Below are 17,733 nucleotides of genomic sequence, written 5' to 3'. Positions count from 1 at the left end.
ACGCATCCCGACTGAACCAGCCGAGCCGAATAGCTGTTTGTGAACATCCGAATCTTCCTCCTGATCATGGCGCTCGGCCTGTCTCCTGCACATCGTGCTGCGGCCTCTTCAGACTGCTCCACTTCAATACCGGGCCGGACCTGCACCGGTGTCGAGCTGCTACAGGATGTGACCGGCAAGGAAAAAAAACGCACCGACGAAAACGACCCCGCCTATATCCACGAAGACCCGTACCAGCCGACGTCAGCCTGGGCCGTCTGCCCACCGCAACCGGTACAGGATTTTCAGCCATCCTTTAGCGGCGACCCGGAAAAGGCCCCGACCCGACTGGTCGGCAAAACCGCCATTCGCGAGACGGGTGGCAAACTGACATTAACCGGCAATGCCGAGGTCACCCGCGCCGACAAGCGGCTGAAAGCAGAAAAGGTCATTTATTCCGAGGCTGACGAGGAAGTGCTGGCCGAGGGCCAGGTACGCATTGACCAACCCGACATGACCCTGACCGCTGATCGGGGCACCCTGTGGCTGAAACAGCATCGCGGTATCTTTCACAATACGCAGTTCCGCCTTTACAGCCGACACGCACGCGGCAGTGCGGAAACCGCCCGGCTACTGAAGCCCGGTGTCACCCGGTACGACAAAACCACCTATACGACATGCGCCGACAGCAGCAATGCGTGGATGCTGCGCGCCAGCAAGGTCACCCTGTACGAACAAGAAGGTGAGGGCGTGGCGCGACACGCTCGCCTTGATATCAAGGGTGTGCCGGTACTTTACACCCCCTACCTGTCGTTCCCGATCGACGAACGCCGCAAGAGTGGCTTCCTGGTGCCGGGATTTGGTTCATCCAGCCGTTCAGGTCCGGAAGTTTCCCTGCCCTATTATTTCAACCTGGCACCAAACTACGATGCCACACTCACACCCCGTTATCTCGAAAAGCGCGGGGCGCAGATCAGTACTGAATTCCGTTACAAACGGCAGCGCCAGGACGGCATTATCAACTACGAGATACTGCCCAACGACGATGCCACCGGCGAAAACCGCAACCGCTTCACGTTCCGCGACACCAGCCGGTTCGGGGAACACCTGTCGACACGCATCGACTATGACCGGGTGTCCGACAAGGACTACCTGAATGACCTGGGTGATTCGCTCAGCCTCGCCAGCGCCACCCACCTGAAGCGCTCGGTGCAGGCAAACTACCGCACCCGCTGGTGGCAGGCCGGCATCAGTTTTGACGACTACCAGACAATCGACCGGACCATTGCACCCGAAGACCGCCCCTATGAACGCCTGCCTGCACTGACCCTGCAGGCCAGCAGCCCGTGGCGACCGCTGGGGCTGGATGCAAAACTCAATGCCACGCTGATCAGCTTCGATCAGGATGCACGGGTAACCGCAGACCGCATCGATATACAGCCGGAAATCCGCTGGCCGCTGCGCCGCAATGCTTTCGAGCTCACACCGCGCATTGGTGTCCGCCATACCGCCTACAAGCTCGACCAGCAAAATCCTGGCGTGGAGAAAGAACAGCGCCGCACGACACCGATTGGCAGCCTGGACGGTACACTGTTCCTCGAACGCCCCCTGCAATTTGGCGGCAGGCGCCTCACCCACACCCTCGAACCCCGCCTTCGCTACCTGTACGTCAAGGGTGAGGATCAAACAAACATCCCCCTGTTTGACAGCAGTGAACCCACTTTCACCTATCGCGAGCTGTTTTCTGACAACCGTTTCAATGGCGCCGACCGGATGGGTGACGCCAACCAGGCGGCTGTGGCTGTTTCGACACGCGTGCTCGACGCCGAAACCGGCGCCCAGCTGTTCCGCGCCTCGCTTGGCGAACTGTTCTACTTCGCCAACCGGAATGTCACCATTGACAACAGTGCGCCCGGCACGCGCAGCCGCTCCAGCATCGCCGGTGAAATGGAACTGGCGCTGTCGCGTGCCTGGCGGGGCAAGGCTGACCTGGTCTGGGATCCCTACGATGAGCAGACCGAGCGCGGCAACCTGCGGCTCCAGTACCGCCCCGGCTACCGCAAGGTCGCCAACCTGTCCTACCGCTTCCTGAGGCAATCCCAGAGCCAGATCGACGCCTCGATTCTCTGGCCACTGACACCGTCGTGGCACGTACTCGGGCGCTGGTACTACGATCTGAACGAATCTTCGGAACTTGAGACCATGGCGGGGATCGAATATGACAGCTGCTGCTGGGGGGTGCGCCTGATTGCCCGCGAATACATTATTCCCAACAAGGATGAAACCAATCGTTCCATTATGTTCCAGTTCGTCCTCAAGGGGCTGACGCGTATTGGCAATGACATCGAGTCGGTGCTGGAAGATGGTATCCTTGGCTACACTGAACGACCTGAGAACTGAGACCTGAATGAAACTGATATCCCTCCTGCTGGCTCTGGTATTGATATTGCCGGGGCAAATCCTCGCGAATACACCACTGAACCACATCGTGGCCGTGGTCAATGATGACGTTATCCTGCAAAGTGAACTGGACAACCGGGAACGTCTTGTTGTCGAACAACTCCGGAAACAGGGTGCACAGCTGCCGCCGCGCGACATCCTGCTCAAGCAGGTACTGGACCGCCTGATACTGGAAAACCTCCAGTTACAGATCGCGGAACGCAGCGGTATCCGCGTTGACGACGAAACGCTCAATGCCAACCTGCGCAGCATGGCCAGACAGAACGGCATGACACTGACGGAATTCCGCGAAGTGCTGGAAAAAGACGGCTTTGATTACGTCGCCTTTCGCGAGGAGTTCCGCAACCAGATCATTATGAACAGGATCCGCCAGCAGATGGTGGATAACCGGGTGCAGGTCAGTGAGCAGGAAATCGACAACCTGCTGGCAAGTGCTGCCGAGTTCAACGACCAGTCACGCGAATACCACCTGCTGCATATTCTGGTCTCACTTCCGGAAGCGGCCAGTCCGGAACAGATCCAGGCAGCGAAACAGCGGGCCGGGAAGATTCTTGAGCGACTCAGGAATGGCGCTGACTTTAAACAGGAATCCATTGCAGGATCAGACAGCCAGGACGCGCTCAACGGGGGCGACCTTGGCTGGCGCAAGACCGGGCAACTGCCTTCATTTTTCTCCGACGTCGTGGGGCAGCTGAAACGCGGGCAGATCAGCGACCTGATTCGTACCCCGAGCGGTTTCCACATCGTCAAGATCGAGGATATTCGCGGCGAGGAACAACACACCATCCACCAGACACTGGCCAGTCATATCCTGCTGCGTCCCGATGCACTGGTGAATGAAAAAGAAGTCGAAACCCGTATCACCCAGCTCTATGACCGTATCATGGCAGGCGATGATTTTACCGAGCTGGCGCGCTCCCACTCACAGGACCCCGGCTCTGCCAGCGAGGGCGGCAGCCTTGGCTGGGTCAGCCCCGGCCAGATGGTGCCGGAGTTCGAAAAAGCCATGAACGTACTCGACATCGGCGAAGTCAGCAAACCGGTCAAAAGCCGCTTTGGCTGGCACCTGATCAAGGTGCTGGACCGTCGCGATCATGATGACACGGAAGAATACCGTCGTGCACGGGTTCGCGAATCGATACGCCAGCGTAAAACGGACGAGGAACTGGAAATCTGGTTGCGTCGGCTGCGGGATGAATCCTATGTTGAGTATATCGACAACGGCTCGTGACACCGCGTATTGCCATCACCACGGGTGAGCCGGCCGGTATCGGCCCGGAGTTATGCGCAGCACTGGACGCCGGTCGGTTCGATGCCGAACTGGTGCTGATCGGCGATGCGCAACTGCTGCTGGAACGCACACTGCCCGGCGGGAAAACGGGACAACTGCCGCGTTTCGATCCCTCTGAAATGGCACAGTCCGGACGACTGTGTGTTGCGCCCGTCAGCCTGAACACCCCTTCACAGGCCGGAAAACCCAGCCCGGACAATGCGACCTATGTCCTGCGGACGCTGGATACCGCCATCGAAGGCTGTCTCGATCAAACGTTTCAGGCCATGGTGACAGCACCGGTTCACAAGGCCGTCATCAATGATGCCAACATCCCTTTCACCGGACATACCGAATATCTGGCGAAAAAAACCGGCAACCACCAGGTCGTCATGATGCTGGCGGCGCCTGGCCTGCGGGTTGCACTGGCCACCACTCACCTGCCACTGTCCGAGGTACCTGCTGCCATCACCCGGGGAAACCTCGAAGCCGTCATTCGCTGCCTGCACCGCGACCTGCAATCGCGCTTTCACATCGACACACCACGCATACTGGTGGCCGGGCTGAACCCGCACGCGGGTGAAGGTGGCCACCTGGGCCACGAAGACGCACATATCATCCAGCCTGTTATCGAACAGCTTGTGCGGGAGGGGATGCACCTCAGCGGCCCGCTGCCGGCGGATACACTTTTCACCCCGCCCTGGCTGGCGCAGGCCGATGCCGTACTGGCGATGTACCATGATCAGGGACTGCCGGTGCTCAAGCACATGGGCTTTGGCCAGGCCATCAACATTACCCTTGGTTTGCCTGTCATCCGCACCTCGGTTGACCACGGTACTGCGCTGGAACTCGCCGGCACGGGGAACGCCGATCCCGGCAGCCTGATTGCCGCCATTCAGTGCGCCATCGAAATGGCCGCTTGACCATGCACAAGGCGCGCAAACGTTTCGGGCAAAACTTTCTCCACGATGCCGGCATCATCCAGCGCATCGTGCAGGCCGTCAGCCCGCAACCCGGCCAGCGGGTCGTGGAAATCGGTCCTGGCCAGGGCGCCATCACCCTGCCACTGCTGGAAGCCTGCGGAAAACTGGACGTCATAGAACTGGATCGCGACCTGATACAACCGTTGAGGGACAAGGCCGCCGGGCATGGCGAACTGATTATTCACCAGCAGGATGTTCTGACATTTGATTTTCCGGCACTGGCAGGTGATGACAAACTGCGTGTGGTGGGCAACCTGCCCTACAACATTTCAACGCCCTTGCTGTTTCACCTGATCGAGCAGTCAACAGCCATACAGGACATGCACTTCATGTTGCAGAAAGAGGTCGTCGACCGCATGGCGGCCGTTCCGGGCAACAGGGACTACGGCAGACTGTCGGTGATGATGCAATACCACTGCAAGGTTGATCCACTGTTCCGGGTTAAACCCGGCGCCTTTACACCCGCGCCCAAAGTGGACTCCGCTATCGTGCGCCTGACACCCTGGCAACATCCACCTGCACAACTCGACGACATGGCCAGCCTGTCCCGGCTGGTACGAACGGCCTTTTCACAGCGCCGCAAAACGCTGCGCAACACACTGAAGAAACTGTTAGCTGCGGAATATATTGAAGCGGCCGAAGTTGACCCCGGCGCGCGACCGGAGATGATCACGCTGGAACAATACGTTGCACTGGCGAACCAGCTGGCACAGCTGGAAAAGGAAGACCGGAAGCCGTGAAACCCGCGTCGACTACCAGCGGCGCTGCAGGAAAATATAGCCGTCCGGGTTATCGTTAAGACTTCCAATCTGGCTATCACCACCGGCATGCAGGCTGTGTTTCACGTGTTTCGGAATACTGGTGGAAAATTTGAGCGCCGGACCATGCGCGCCGAAGGGATGAGAAATACGCAGGCCATCGCCGCCGTTATCGATTTCGATTTTCGGTTTCCAGTTTTTCATCCGTGCTGTCAGGTCAAAATCTGCAAACGACTGCAGCCATTCACCGGAGATAATTTCCTCACCAAATTGCTGTAGACTGGCTACCCGCTCCTGCACGCCCCGGGACACCCCGGACGCCTGCGCGACACTACTCAGCACGACACCGAGCGCCACGCTGCAGGTCAACACAACCATCAAACCCGGTTTTCTGTAACGCTTTGATTTTATAGCATTCATAACAACGCCGCCGGTGTGTTTCCGATACTTTGGGGTACGATGGCATAATTCACGATTTGGGCGGGTCGTGCTGTTAACCGGTTCACACTTCCGGCAAGTTCATGAACATCGGCCTCGCAGCGCAGCCAGACAAAAGCACGTGTGCGCTCAATGCCGGCACTGCGGGAGTAGCGATTAATTCATTTTTTTCAACAGGTTGCCTGGGGTTTAATGCCGACTGCCACGATAGTCCGCATCGATCCAGCAACGCGGCAACGCCTCCCCGGAAGGAAATGTCAGCTGCTGCTTGGGAAACCGCGCCGGATCCTGCAACTCCTCTCCCGCGTGGTAACGCCCCTCCAGCTCAGCCCGGCACGGATCTACCATTGCCGCAATGTCCAGCACTTCCACCAGATCGCCGGTGCTTTTATCTTTCAGGAACATAACTCTCTCCTGCACGTCAAAATGTTCACTATAAATATAGACCCGTTTGCGACGACCTGCCTCCCACGAAGTTGCAGGGGGTAATCTGTACGGCCTGTCGCAAAGCACGTATCCTGTTGGTGTAATAAGGAGCAGTGGTTCATGGCAACAGACAGTTACGATATCAAGGTCGATGTGGAAACCCGCTACATCGAAGAGCAGTCGCTCCCCGAACAGGGGCGCTATGTGTTCGCTTATACCATCACCATCGAAAACCGCGGCAAGGTGCCCGCACAGTTACTGCGGCGTCACTGGGTGATCACCGACGCCAACAACCGGGTGCAGGAGGTCAGGGGCGAAGGCGTGATCGGCGAACAACCGCACCTCAAACCCGGCGAGAACTTCCGCTATACCAGCGGCACCATGCTGGAAACTCCGGTGGGCAGCATGCGCGGCAGCTACCAGATGATCGCTGATGACGGTGTTGAATTTGACGCCGATATCCCGCCCTTCAGCCTGTCGATCCCGCGCATTCTTCACTGACCGGTGGCAATCTGGGCAATCGGTGACATCCAGGGCTGCTTCGACGAGCTACAGGGGCTGCTGGAACAAATTGGTTTTAACACACGCCACGACACACTCTGGTTCGCCGGCGATCTGGTCAACCGCGGCCCCAAATCGCTTGAAACCCTGCGTTTTCTCCACCGTCTGAATGCCACGACCGTGCTTGGCAACCACGACCTGCACCTGCTGGCCTCGGCCCACATCCCCAAATATCGAAAACACAGGGACACCCTGCAACGGATCATGCACGCCGAGGATGGCCCCGAACTGCTCGACTGGCTGCGCCGCCGCCCCCTGCTGCACCATGACCGGCGCAGCGGCTACACCCTGATCCATGCCGGGCTGCCTCCACAATGGGATCTGCAAACCGCAAGGCGCTGCGCCACCGAGGTAGAAACCGCACTGCGTGGACCCGATTTCATGGATTTCCTTGAGACCATGTACGGCAACCACCCCAACCTGTGGTCAGAATCCCTGCACGGCCATGACCGCCTGCGCTTCACAACCAACTGCCTGACCCGGCTGCGCTACTGCGATGCCAACGGACGACTGGCTCTCGAACACAAGGGCGCGCCCGGCACCCAGCCCAGACACCTGAAACCCTGGTTTGAATGGCCACGCAAAAGTGCTGGCATGAAAATCCTGTTCGGACACTGGTCGACACTGGGGGCGTATGACGGCGAAGGCGTGCATGCACTGGATACCGGTTGTCTGTGGGGCGGAACGCTGACGGCAATGCGGATAGACGGGGCACAGCCTGAGCGGGTGGAATATGCCTGCCCGGGGGCGAAATCACCTGTTGAGGATGAATAGCAATTGACGACGGTGGAAAGCACCGGTCTGTTCCCGGTTTCCGGTTCAACGGTTTGCCTGCTACGCAGGTTCCCTGCGCAGCGGGCAAGTCATCGTCTGAAAAAAGGGAGAACCCCCACCCTCGACGAATTCAGAACACCGTCAAACACGCTCCAGCAAAACAAACTCATAATCGAATTCGTTTTTGTCATCCCGTGAATGGGACTCACGCTCAACTTCACGCCAGTGCGTTAGATCAAATTCGGGAAACCACGCATCACCTTCAATATCCGCCTTGACCAGCGTGAGATACAAGCGATCTGCCCGATCCAGCAATTGCTGATAAAGATTCGCCCCGCCAATCACCATCACCTCATCACTGCCCGCCGCCACTTCCAGCGCCTGCTCGACGGAATGCACCACCACGCAACCCTCGGCCTGATAGCCGACATCACGGGTAATGACAATATTGGTTCGTCCCGGCAAGGAACGACCGAGTGATTCCCAGGTCTTGCGGCCCATGATAATGGGCTTGCCTATGGTCAATGCCTTGAAATGCTGCAGGTCGGCAGATAATCGCCACGGCAGCTGATTGTTACGGCCGATGACACGGTTCTGCGCCAGGGCGGCAATCAGGGAAATTTTCATCACACCGCAACCGGCGCCTTGATGTGCGGGTGCGGGTCGTAGTCGACCAGTTCGAAATCATCGAAGGTGAAACTGAACAGGTCTTTCACGTCCGGGTTTATGTTCATGGTCGGCAGGGCGCGCGGCTCGCGCTGTAACTGGGTGCGCGCCTGTTCGAGGTGATTGGAATACAGGTGCGCATCACCCAGCGTATGCACAAAATCGCCGGATTGCAGGCCGGTGACCTGTGCCACCATCATGGTGAGCAGGGCGTAGGAGGCAATGTTGAAGGGTACGCCAAGGAAGATGTCCGCGCTGCGCTGGTACAGCTGGCAGGATAACCTGCCTTCGGCCACGTAGAACTGGAAGAACGCATGACACGGCGGTAACGCCATGTGATCGATTTCACCGACGTTCCAGGCACTGACAATAATACGCCGTGAGTCCGGGTTGCTTTTGATCTGTTCGATCACCTGGCTGATCTGGTCAATGTGCCGGCCATCTGCGGCCGGCCAGCTGCGCCACTGGGAGCCGTATACCGGCCCGAGTTCACCGTTCTCATCGGCCCATTCGTCCCAGATACTGACACCGTTTTCCTTCAGGTAACGAATATTGGTGTCGCCCTGCAGGAACCACAGCAACTCATGAATAATGGAACGCAGGTGCAGTTTCTTGGTGGTGATGGCGGGAAAACCTTCACCCAGGTCGAAACGCATCTGGTAACCGAACACACTCAATGTCCCGGTACCGGTACGGTCTTCCTTGTGCACGCCGTTATCCAGCACGTGCTGCATCAGATCAAGATACTGCTTCACGCTTCCCTCTCCCGGCGTAGGCCCACCACAATAAATACATGCCAAACAGGATCATCGGCGCCGACAGCACATGCCCCATGGTCACCCAGCCAAATGCCAGGTAACCGATGTGTGCATCGGGCATACGTACAAATTCAACAACAAAACGGAAAATGCCATAGAACAGCATAAACATGCCGGATACTGCGCGACGCGGACGCGGCTTTGCCGAGTAGAACCACAGGATCAGGAACAGCACCAGTCCTTCCAGAAAAGCTTCGTAGAGCATCGACGGATGCCGCGGCTGGTTATCCACGAACGGGAACACCATCCCCCAGGGCAGGTCGGTGGGTTTCCCCCACAGTTCGCCGTTAATAAAATTACCGATCCGGCCGGCGCCCAGGCCGATGGGAACGTAGGGCGCGATGACATCGGTGACCTGGTAAAAGGTGCGCCCGGTCTTGCGGCCAAAAAGCCACATGGCGAAGAACACACCAAGCATTCCACCGTGGAACGACATGCCGCCCTGCCAGATGCGAAACAGCATCAACGGGTCGTCGAGGAACAGGCCGAAGTTATAGAACAGGACATAACCGATACGCCCGCCAAGAATCACGCCCAGCGCGCCATAAAACAACAGGTCGCTGATCTCTTCCGGCTTCCAGCCCGAACCGGGCTTGCGCGCACGGATCGTGCCCAGCCACCACACGGCGACAAAACCGATCAGGTACATCAGGCCATACCAGTGAATGGCAAACGGGCCAAACGATACAACCACGGGATCGATGTTCGGGTAGGTCAGCATATCAACTCGGCAACACGCGGCAAAACATCGCTTTCAGGTAAGACGTTTCGGGAATGGCCGGGTGCACCGGGTGATCCGGCGCCTGGTGTCCGCGTTCCAGAATCTGCAGACTGCGGTCCAGGTGGCGCGAGGACTGCAACAGGATCTTCTGGAACTGTTCTTCTCCCAGGTGATGCGAACAGGATGCTGAAACCAGTATCCCGTCTTTATTCAGCACCTGCATGCCCAACTGGTTGATACGGTGATAGGCCTGCTCACCGGCCTTGCTGTCCTTGCGGCGTTTGATAAAGGCCGGCGGATCGAGCACCACCACGTCGAAGCGTTCCTGATTGACGCGCAACTGTGACAGCACCTCGAACGCATCGCCCTGGATACTGGCTATGCTATCGCCAAAACCATTGGCCTCGGCGTTGGCGTGCACGCGATCCAGCGCCTGTTCCGAGGCATCGACACAAAACACCTCGCTGGCACCGCCGGCAGCGGCCTGCAAACCCCAGCCACCGACATAACTGAACACATCCAGCACGCGTTTTTGTTTCGAGTAGGCACGCAGACGCAGCCGGTTCATACGCTGGTCGTAGAACCAGCCGGTCTTCTGTCCCAGTTGCAACGACACGTCAAAACCCAGCCCGGCTTCTTCCACCGTAATATGTTCCGGGACGTCACCGAGGGTCTCGGTATAACTGTCCAGCCCTTCAAACTTGCGAATGGAACTGTCGCCGCGCAGTACCACACCCTTTGGATGAAGCACCTTGTCCAATGCTTCCAGCACCTGCTCGCGCACCGCTTCCATACCGGCAGTGGTGAGTTGCACCACGCAGACATCGTCGTAGCGGTCGATCACCAGCCCCGGCAACTGGTCGGATTCACCGTACACCAGCCGGTAAAAAGGCCGGTCGAACAAAAGTTCGCGCAGTGACAGGGCAACCTTGAGCCGGTGCACGATCAGTGAGCGATCCAGCACGTAGTTCGGGTCACGGCTCACCAGCCGCGCACAAATCAGCGAAGCCGGGTTGACATAGGCATTACCGAGCGACTTGCCGTTGTGCGCCAGCACCTGTACCGCCTGTCCGGGGGTGAACGCCTTGAGCGGTGTCGCCGTATTGTCCACCTCGTTGCTGTATACCCACACGTGACCGGCGCGGATGCGGCGTTCCTCATTCTTCTTCAACCGCAACGGGGGCAGGGTTTCACTCACAACGGATTCCTTGATACAACGCCATTCAAAGCCGGCAAGCTTACGCGTTCGCCGCCAGCGCGTCGAGCCAATCCGGCCGTTCCAGCAGGCGAAATACCGGCCACAAAACCAGGCTGCCGCCACGGTAGGGCCATACTTCCACGTCCGCGGGCAAGTGCTCCGGCAGCCGCTTGTGATTGACCAGCAGGTAGCCGTCACGGTGCGTCTTCAACCAGTCCTGCAAGGCCGCCCTGTCGCGCAGCGGTTCGATGCGCTGCTGCAGGCGCCCGACAAAGTGGAACTGGCCGTGATACTTGCCCAGCCACGCCAGCGGATGTCCCTGCGCCTGCAACTGTGCAATCTGCCGGCTGGCCGGCGCCATATCGAATGGCGCAGTTGCCAGCGACAACACGCCCAGGTAAATCACCGCCGTGGTGAACATCAGCGTCAGCGCAGCCACCCGCACCGTGGCCGGCAACGGCAGGCTCAGGCGCGTCAACACGACCGCCCACAGCAACAGCGCCGGCCCCCACATCAGCTGGACCTGTGCCAGCCACGCCGGGCCATCCGGCCACCACGGCAATATCAGCAGCAACACACCCGTCACTGCCAGCAGCGCAGCCGCGAAGCGCAGGCTGAAGCGCTGTTCCGGCCGGACCTGCCGCCAGCCGGCCAGCGCCCGCGCCAGCAGCGCAGCCAGCACCGGGAACAGGGGTAACAGGTACTTGCCCTGCTTGCCGCTCACCAGGCTGAACAGCAACAATGCCGGTAGCAGCACGGCAAGGCAGAAACGTACACCGCGATCCCACTGCAGCGGCTTGCCGAGCTGCCACACGGCCTTCCACAGGGTTGGCCAGACCAGCCACGGCAACCACATCACCGGCAACAGCCACAGGTAGCTCCACCAGGGACTGCGGTGCGCAAAGGAATCCACCACCCGCCCGGCCGACTGGCCCCAGAATATCGCCTCGCGGTAGGCCTCTCCACCGGCCAGCCCGGCCGGGATGGCCCACGCCAGCGCAATACCTGCCGCCAATATCAGCGCGGCAGACAGGCCGGCATACCAGTGCCACGCGCGTCGCGGGGACGCGTCCAGCCACCAGGGCGCCAGCAGCGCTGCCGGCAATACGGGAAGGAAAATAACCGGCCCCTTCGCCAGCACGCCGAAGCCCAGCGCCACCCCAACCAGCACCCAGCCACGCACGAGGCGTTGCGCTGCATCGAGCATCCCCAGCCACGCCACCAGCGCCGCAATGACCAGCAACAGGTCAAACTGAACCAGGGTAAAGAAGTTGTGCCAGAACACCCCTCCCAGCAACAACCAGGGGGTCAGGGCAGCCGTCATATCGGCCTGCTGTGGCCACAGGCGACGCGCCAGCCGTGCCGACAACCACAACGCCAGCAGACTCAGGCCCAGCATCAACAGCCGGGCAGACAGCGCCGACACCCCGAACAACGCCCACAAACCGTGAATCAGCCAGAACAGCAACGGCGGCTTGTGACTGTAGGCTTCGCCGTTCAGGTACGGCACCAGGAAATCGCCGCGCCACCACATCTCCCAGGCCACGCTCAGGTAACGCGTTTCGTCCACCGGCAGCAACGGGCGCAGCCACAACTGGATCACTGCCAGCGCCGCAGCCGCCAGTAGCAGTTGCGGCCAGTGTGTTACAGGATGCCCCGGATGATTCATCTTCCACCATACCGGCGCAGACCGGTATCCAATGCACGTGACACCCTGGATGCCGGCCTGCGCCGGCATGACGGTGCGTAATCCAGGCCCGGTGAAATTTGCGTATTCACGCCTGTTCTTCTGCAGCAGCCGGCAGCCGCCCCCGGTAACGCCGGTAAAGCTGCACGCCCAGCAGGCCGGATATCATGAACAGCAGCACACCGATACCGATACGCATGCCGGGATCGACCCGGATGCCACTGCCGAGCAGCGCAAAGACAAGCATCTGCGGCACATAACCCAGCGCCGAACCGGCAAAGAATGGCAGCGCGCGAATGCCGCCAAGCCCGGAGGCCAGATTCAGCAACAGGTTACTGCCGGCCGGCAGCAGTCGAATGACCAGCGTGGTGGTAAACGTATGCGCGTCAACAAACGAGGCAACGCGGCGGAACCGCTCCGGCACGCCGGACACACCGAGAAAACACCTTGCGACGCGTCCGTAGCCAAACGTCATCACGCAGGCGATCAGCACGGCCAGCAGGGCCAGCAGGGTTCCCCCCGTCAATTCGAACGCATAGCCGCCGAGAAACGCCACCACCTGGCGCGGCAGACCCAGCGAGGCAAACAGGGCGGCAATCGCGATAAACCACAACTGTCCAGCCATGCCCTGGTCACGAATCTCACGATCAATCCAGTCCTTGTCCGGTAACATGCCAAATGCACCGGACTGCACCAGCCAGCCGATACCGACCAGCAGTACGATCAGCAACAAGCCTTTCAACAGACGTCGATACGGGTGCAAGACTCACTGCTCCTCGCGGGCTTCAGGGCGCAACGGGCGACGGCGCAACCACATGACCCCGAACAGGTCGACAATGCCGACCCACAGACGGTTATGCAGGCCGTACTTGCTGACACCGCGCCGGCGCGGACGGTGATTGACCGGCAGGGAACGCACCCCGCCCCCGGCACGTAACACCAGTGCCGGCAGGAAGCGGTGCATGTGATCAAAACGCGGTAACTGCAAACAGGCGTCACGGCGCATCAGCTTGAGGCCACAGCCGGTATCCGGTGTGGCATCGCCAAGCAGGGTGGCACGCACTGCATTGGCGATACGTGACGACAGCCGCTTCAGCCAGCTGTCCCGCCGCTGCCTGCGCCAGCCACACACCATCCACAGACTGTCATCTGCCTGCGCAGCCTCGTACAACGCAGGAATATCGGCCGGGTCGTTCTGGCCATCACCATCCAGCGTAGCAATCCACGCTGCACGCGCAGCCAGCAACCCCGATAACAGAGCAGCACTCTGACCGGCATTTACGGCGTGACGTAAAACGCGCAACGCTGGATAGTCGGAACGCAACACCGTCAGTCTTTCGGCTGTAGCGTCACTACTGCCGTCATCGACAAAAATCACCTCGTATTCAAAACGGCCATCCAGCACCAGGCAAATCTCGTCCAGCAGCGGCTGCACATTGTCCTGTTCATTGAATACGGGAATGACGAGGGAAAGATCCATAGAATTAAAAAGGTTTCCGCTCGCTTGTGCGCGGCAAGACCGCCTCTGTATAGTTGACTGTTACAGTCAGGAATTATACCGGATCCCAACCATGACCCGCGACACGCAATATACCAATCATCTTGCAAACGAAACCAGCCCCTACCTGTTACAGCACGCAAATAACCCGGTTGACTGGTACCCCTGGGGGGATGAGGCACTGGACCGGGCACGCCGTGAAAACAGGCCCATACTGTTGTCGATCGGTTACTCGGCCTGCCACTGGTGTCACGTCATGGCGCACGAATCCTTTGAAGATCCTGACACGGCCAGGGTAATGAACAAACTGTTCGTCAACATCAAGGTCGACCGTGAGGAACGCCCGGACCTGGACAAGATTTACCAGACGGCGCATTCCCTGCTCACACAACGCAACGGCGGCTGGCCGCTGACCATGTTCCTCGACCCGGAGAATCAGATTCCTTTCTTCGGCGGCACCTACTTCCCGCCACAATCGCGCCATGGGCTGCCCGCCTTTACCGACCTGTGTGAACACATTGCAGCCTTTTACCGTGACAGGCGCGACGAGCTGGAGCAACAGAACCAGTCGCTGGTGGAGTTCATGCGCAACATGCACCACAGTGAAAGTGCAACGCCGGACACACTCAACAGCATGCCGCTGGACGTGGCCCGGCAACAACTCGCCAACCAGTACGACAAGCAATATGGCGGTTTTGGCAAGGCGCCCAAATTCCCGCACCCGACCAGTCTCGAACGTCTGCTGCGCCACTGGGATATCACCGGACGCAAGGACCAGGAAGCGCTCGATATGACCCTGTTCACCCTCGACCGCATGGCGCTCGGCGGCATGTACGACCAGCTCGGTGGCGGCTTCTGCCGTTACTCGGTCGACGACCAGTGGATGATCCCGCACTTCGAAAAAATGCTCTACGACAACGGCCCGCTGCTGTCGTTATACAGCGAAGCCTTTGCGGCGACCGGCCAGTCGCTCTACCGGCGTATCGTCTCCGAGACCGCTGCCTGGGTGCAGCGCGAAATGCAGGCGCCCGAAGGTGGTTACTACTCCAGTCTGGACGCCGACAGTGAAGGCGAGGAAGGAAAATTCTATGTCTGGACGCAGGAACAACTGCACACACTGCTGGCTGACGACGAATATGCCGTGTCCGCCATACGCTATGGTTTTAACCGCGAACCCAACTTCGAGGGACGCTGGAACCCGCATGTGTACGAGTCACTCGAAACCGTTGCGGAAAAAACCGGCCATGATCTCCCGGAGGTAACAGCCGTACTGGCCTCTGCGCGCAACAAACTTTTCCGGGCGCGTGAACAACGCATACGCCCGGGGCGTGATGAAAAAATCCTGGTGTCGTGGAACGCGCTGATGATCAAGGGCATGGCGCAGGCGGCACGGGTATTTAATGAACCTGCCTTTTTTGAATCCTCCCGGCGCGCACTGGACTTTATTCGCGCCACGCTGTGGTCGGATAACCGGCTTTTTGCCACCTGCAAGGACGGTCGCGCGCACCTGTCGGCCTACCTGGACGATTATGTCTTTCTCATCGACGCCATTCTGGAACGCCTGCAAGTGCGCTGGAACAGCGATGAACTGACTTTCGCCCTGCAACTCGCCGATGTCGTACTGGAACACTTCGCCGACCCGGACGGCGGCTTCTGGTTCACGGCCGACGATCATGAAAACCTGATCCAGCGCCCCAAACCCCTGGGCGACGATGCCATGCCATCGGGTAACGCCATCGCGGCCAAAGTATTCGGCCGGCTTGGCCACTTGCTCGGTGATACACGCTATACCGATGCAGCAGAAAACACCCTGAAGTCGGCCTGGCACCACATACAGCAGGGGCCCTACGGACATACCGGGTTACTGCTGGCGCTGGAAGAATACCTGAACCCGGTAGACACACTGGTTATCCGCCCAGGCTGTAACCCGGACATCTGGAAACAGGCTGTCGGAAACGACTATGCCCCGCGTCGCCAGACTTTCTTTATTCCGGATGAAACAAACAACCTCCCCGGCCTGCTCGCCACTCGCGACTCACAGGAGGACGGCATTGCCTGGTTATGCCAGGGCGTACAGTGCATGCCCCCCATAACCAGGCCGGAGCAACTGCGCTCGCAACTCGACATGCACGAGAACAACTGACACTCTCCCTGCCGCGACCATTGCAGGCGTATTATCTTCGTGCACCCGTCCGGCAAACGGCCAACTTGCGAGCTGCCAGGAAAACCCGAGTTCAGTCCACAGGGATCTCCATAAAAGGCTCAAGTTCCTGGTGAACAGCACACTGCCCGACAAGCGACGCACCCATCTTTGGCAATTTCATCACACGCACACCTGTATCGGTGACATCCAGCGGCAAAAAACCGCGCCGCAAGTTCATCTGGTACAACACCTGGGCTTGCGCCGCACAACGCGAAAAGACATCCACGCGGGGATGCAGGTATGCCAGCGCCTTGTCCAGCATGCGCGCACCTTCCCCCCGGCCGCGAAACTCCGGCAAAACGGCGATCATCCAGATTTCGTTGCCGAGACCGGACATAATGGCGCTGTTGATCAGGCAACCCGCCAGTTGGCCGTCGTCGGCTTCCCAGGCCAGCAGCTGGGCACTGGCATCCTCGTCAAGTCGTCGACTGCGCTTGCGGATATTATTCAGGTTCTTGCGCAACCCTGACTGATAAGCTTCGTCCGCCAGTCGCGGGTCAAAGCGGCCCTGTGCCGCTTCATTGACAATCAGCTGGTGAACAACATCGATATCCTGTGATTTTGCTGAACGGAACACAACCATCCTCTCTTACAATACTGTCAGATCGCTTCCAAAACTGTCCCGGTATCGTGCGCGGAAATCATCGAGGGTAAAGGCGTGATTCTGGGTACCGTGCCGTTCGATCTTGATCGCCCCCATCAAGGCGGCAATGCGCCCGGTAACTTCCCAGTCGAGCCCGTTCATCAGGCCGTACAACAGGCCACCACGGTAGGCATCACCGCAGCCTGTAGGATCCGTTATGGCATCCACTTTTGCCGTCGGGACTTCGATGCAGGCGCCGTCGGTATAGATCTGCGAGCCCTCGCCACCACGGGTCACCACCAGGGCGTCAACCTGTGAGGCAATGTCCGGCAACGACCAGCCGGTACGGTCCTGTAGCAGTTGCGATTCATAGTCGTTCACACACACCCAGGTTGCCTGCTCAATAAACCGTCTGAAGTCATCGCCATCGAACAGTGGCATAGCCTGTCCCGGGTCAAACACAAACGGAATACCCGCCTCGACAAACTGGCTGGCGTGATCGATCATGCCCTGGCGGCCGTCCGGCGAGACTATGCCAAGCTTCACACCGCTGGCGTCACCGACTTTTACCTCGTGGGCATGGTCCATGGCTCCCGGGTGGAACGCCGTGATCTGGTTATCGTCCTGGTCGGTGGTGATAAATGCCTGCGCGGTATAGGCCCCGTTGATCTCTTTAATATGCGTGCGGGGTATCCCGTACTGGTCCATCC

At 59.2% G+C, this 17,733-nt stretch carries 18 protein-coding genes; 7 read left to right on the top strand and 11 right to left on the bottom strand.

Features of this window, described 5'->3' with window-relative positions:
* Window positions 1-39: 39 nt before the first annotated feature.
* The 4 genes from ACW81B_RS07440 to rsmA are packed head-to-tail and all read left to right on the top strand — an operon-like array spanning window position 40 to window position 5,432.
* Window positions 40-2,379, top strand: coding sequence for an LPS-assembly protein LptD (locus tag ACW81B_RS07440; protein WP_491579584.1), 2,340 nt, complete (start codon window positions 40-42; stop codon window positions 2,377-2,379).
* A gap of 7 nt (window positions 2,380-2,386) precedes the next feature.
* Window positions 2,387-3,670, top strand: a complete 1,284-nt coding sequence (locus ACW81B_RS07435; RefSeq protein WP_491579583.1) for a peptidylprolyl isomerase — start codon at window positions 2,387-2,389, stop codon at window positions 3,668-3,670.
* On the top strand, window positions 3,667-4,632 hold the full coding sequence (gene pdxA, locus ACW81B_RS07430; protein WP_491579582.1) for a 4-hydroxythreonine-4-phosphate dehydrogenase PdxA: 966 nt from the start codon (window positions 3,667-3,669) through the stop codon (window positions 4,630-4,632). Before ACW81B_RS07435 ends, pdxA begins: the two co-directional genes overlap by 4 nt.
* 2 nt (window positions 4,633-4,634) lie before the next feature.
* Window positions 4,635-5,432 (top strand): 16S rRNA (adenine(1518)-N(6)/adenine(1519)-N(6))-dimethyltransferase RsmA, encoded by a 798-nt coding sequence (gene rsmA / locus ACW81B_RS07425; RefSeq protein WP_491579620.1) that lies wholly within the window; start codon window positions 4,635-4,637, stop codon window positions 5,430-5,432.
* Window positions 5,433-5,444: 12 nt separating this feature from the next.
* On the opposite strand, the gene ACW81B_RS07420 is transcribed toward rsmA, so the two are convergent.
* Entirely contained in the window at window positions 5,445-5,870 is a 426-nt protein-coding gene (locus ACW81B_RS07420) for a hypothetical protein (protein ID WP_491579581.1), read from the bottom strand.
* Between the two features lie 207 nt (window positions 5,871-6,077).
* Entirely contained in the window at window positions 6,078-6,293 is a 216-nt protein-coding gene (locus ACW81B_RS07415; RefSeq protein ID WP_491579580.1) for an acetyltransferase, read from the bottom strand.
* Window positions 6,294-6,434: 141 nt separating this feature from the next.
* Here ACW81B_RS07415 and apaG point away from each other — a divergent pair, with 141 nt between their 5' ends.
* Both apaG and ACW81B_RS07405 read left to right on the top strand, forming a co-directional pair.
* The gene (apaG, locus tag ACW81B_RS07410) at window positions 6,435-6,815 is read left to right on the top strand and encodes a Co2+/Mg2+ efflux protein ApaG (RefSeq protein WP_491579579.1); all 381 of its coding nucleotides are present in this window, start codon (window positions 6,435-6,437) and stop codon (window positions 6,813-6,815) included.
* 3 nt (window positions 6,816-6,818) lie between these two features.
* Complete coding sequence (locus tag ACW81B_RS07405; protein ID WP_491579578.1) at window positions 6,819-7,649, top strand: symmetrical bis(5'-nucleosyl)-tetraphosphatase; 831 nt, start codon at window positions 6,819-6,821, stop codon at window positions 7,647-7,649.
* A gap of 141 nt (window positions 7,650-7,790) precedes the next feature.
* On the opposite strand, the gene folA is transcribed toward ACW81B_RS07405, so the two are convergent.
* The 7 genes from folA to ACW81B_RS07370 form a co-directional block, all read right to left on the bottom strand.
* On the bottom strand, window positions 7,791-8,276 hold the full coding sequence (gene folA, locus ACW81B_RS07400) for a type 3 dihydrofolate reductase (protein ID WP_491579577.1): 486 nt from the start codon (window positions 8,274-8,276) through the stop codon (window positions 7,791-7,793).
* Window positions 8,276-9,070: a thymidylate synthase gene (locus tag ACW81B_RS07395; RefSeq protein WP_491579576.1), complete on the bottom strand. Its 795-nt coding sequence runs from the start codon at window positions 9,068-9,070 to the stop codon at window positions 8,276-8,278. Before ACW81B_RS07395 ends, folA begins: the two co-directional genes overlap by 1 nt.
* Entirely contained in the window at window positions 9,054-9,854 is an 801-nt protein-coding gene (lgt, locus tag ACW81B_RS07390; RefSeq protein WP_491579575.1) for a prolipoprotein diacylglyceryl transferase, read from the bottom strand. The genes ACW81B_RS07395 and lgt overlap by 17 nt, the downstream gene beginning before the upstream one ends.
* A gap of 1 nt (window position 9,855) precedes the next feature.
* The gene (locus ACW81B_RS07385) at window positions 9,856-11,052 is read right to left on the bottom strand and encodes a class I SAM-dependent rRNA methyltransferase (protein WP_491579574.1); all 1,197 of its coding nucleotides are present in this window, start codon (window positions 11,050-11,052) and stop codon (window positions 9,856-9,858) included.
* Between the two features lie 40 nt (window positions 11,053-11,092).
* Window positions 11,093-12,721: an ArnT family glycosyltransferase gene (locus tag ACW81B_RS07380; protein ID WP_491579573.1), complete on the bottom strand. Its 1,629-nt coding sequence runs from the start codon at window positions 12,719-12,721 to the stop codon at window positions 11,093-11,095.
* Between the two features lie 106 nt (window positions 12,722-12,827).
* A complete protein-coding gene (locus ACW81B_RS07375) occupies window positions 12,828-13,502 on the bottom strand; it encodes a TVP38/TMEM64 family protein (protein ID WP_491579572.1) in 675 nt (224 codons plus the stop codon).
* Window positions 13,503-13,505: 3 nt separating this feature from the next.
* Window positions 13,506-14,219: a glycosyltransferase family 2 protein gene (locus tag ACW81B_RS07370; protein ID WP_491579571.1), complete on the bottom strand. Its 714-nt coding sequence runs from the start codon at window positions 14,217-14,219 to the stop codon at window positions 13,506-13,508.
* A gap of 91 nt (window positions 14,220-14,310) precedes the next feature.
* On the opposite strand from ACW81B_RS07370, the gene ACW81B_RS07365 reads away from it, so the two are divergent.
* A complete protein-coding gene (locus ACW81B_RS07365) occupies window positions 14,311-16,380 on the top strand; it encodes a thioredoxin domain-containing protein (protein ID WP_491579570.1) in 2,070 nt (689 codons plus the stop codon).
* A 91-nt stretch (window positions 16,381-16,471) separates the two neighbouring features.
* On the opposite strand, the gene ACW81B_RS07360 is transcribed toward ACW81B_RS07365, so the two are convergent.
* Together ACW81B_RS07360 and ACW81B_RS07355 are read right to left on the bottom strand one after the other, a co-directional pair.
* Entirely contained in the window at window positions 16,472-17,017 is a 546-nt protein-coding gene (locus tag ACW81B_RS07360) for a GNAT family N-acetyltransferase (RefSeq protein ID WP_491579569.1), read from the bottom strand.
* Between the two features lie 12 nt (window positions 17,018-17,029).
* The coding region (locus tag ACW81B_RS07355; RefSeq protein ID WP_491579568.1) for a carbohydrate kinase family protein at window positions 17,030-17,733 on the bottom strand (704 nt) is incomplete at its 5' end.

The organism is Thiogranum sp., assembly GCF_058323355.1.
Note: the sequence above shows the minus strand (reverse complement) of the source record. Positions and strands in the feature narration are given on the sequence as shown.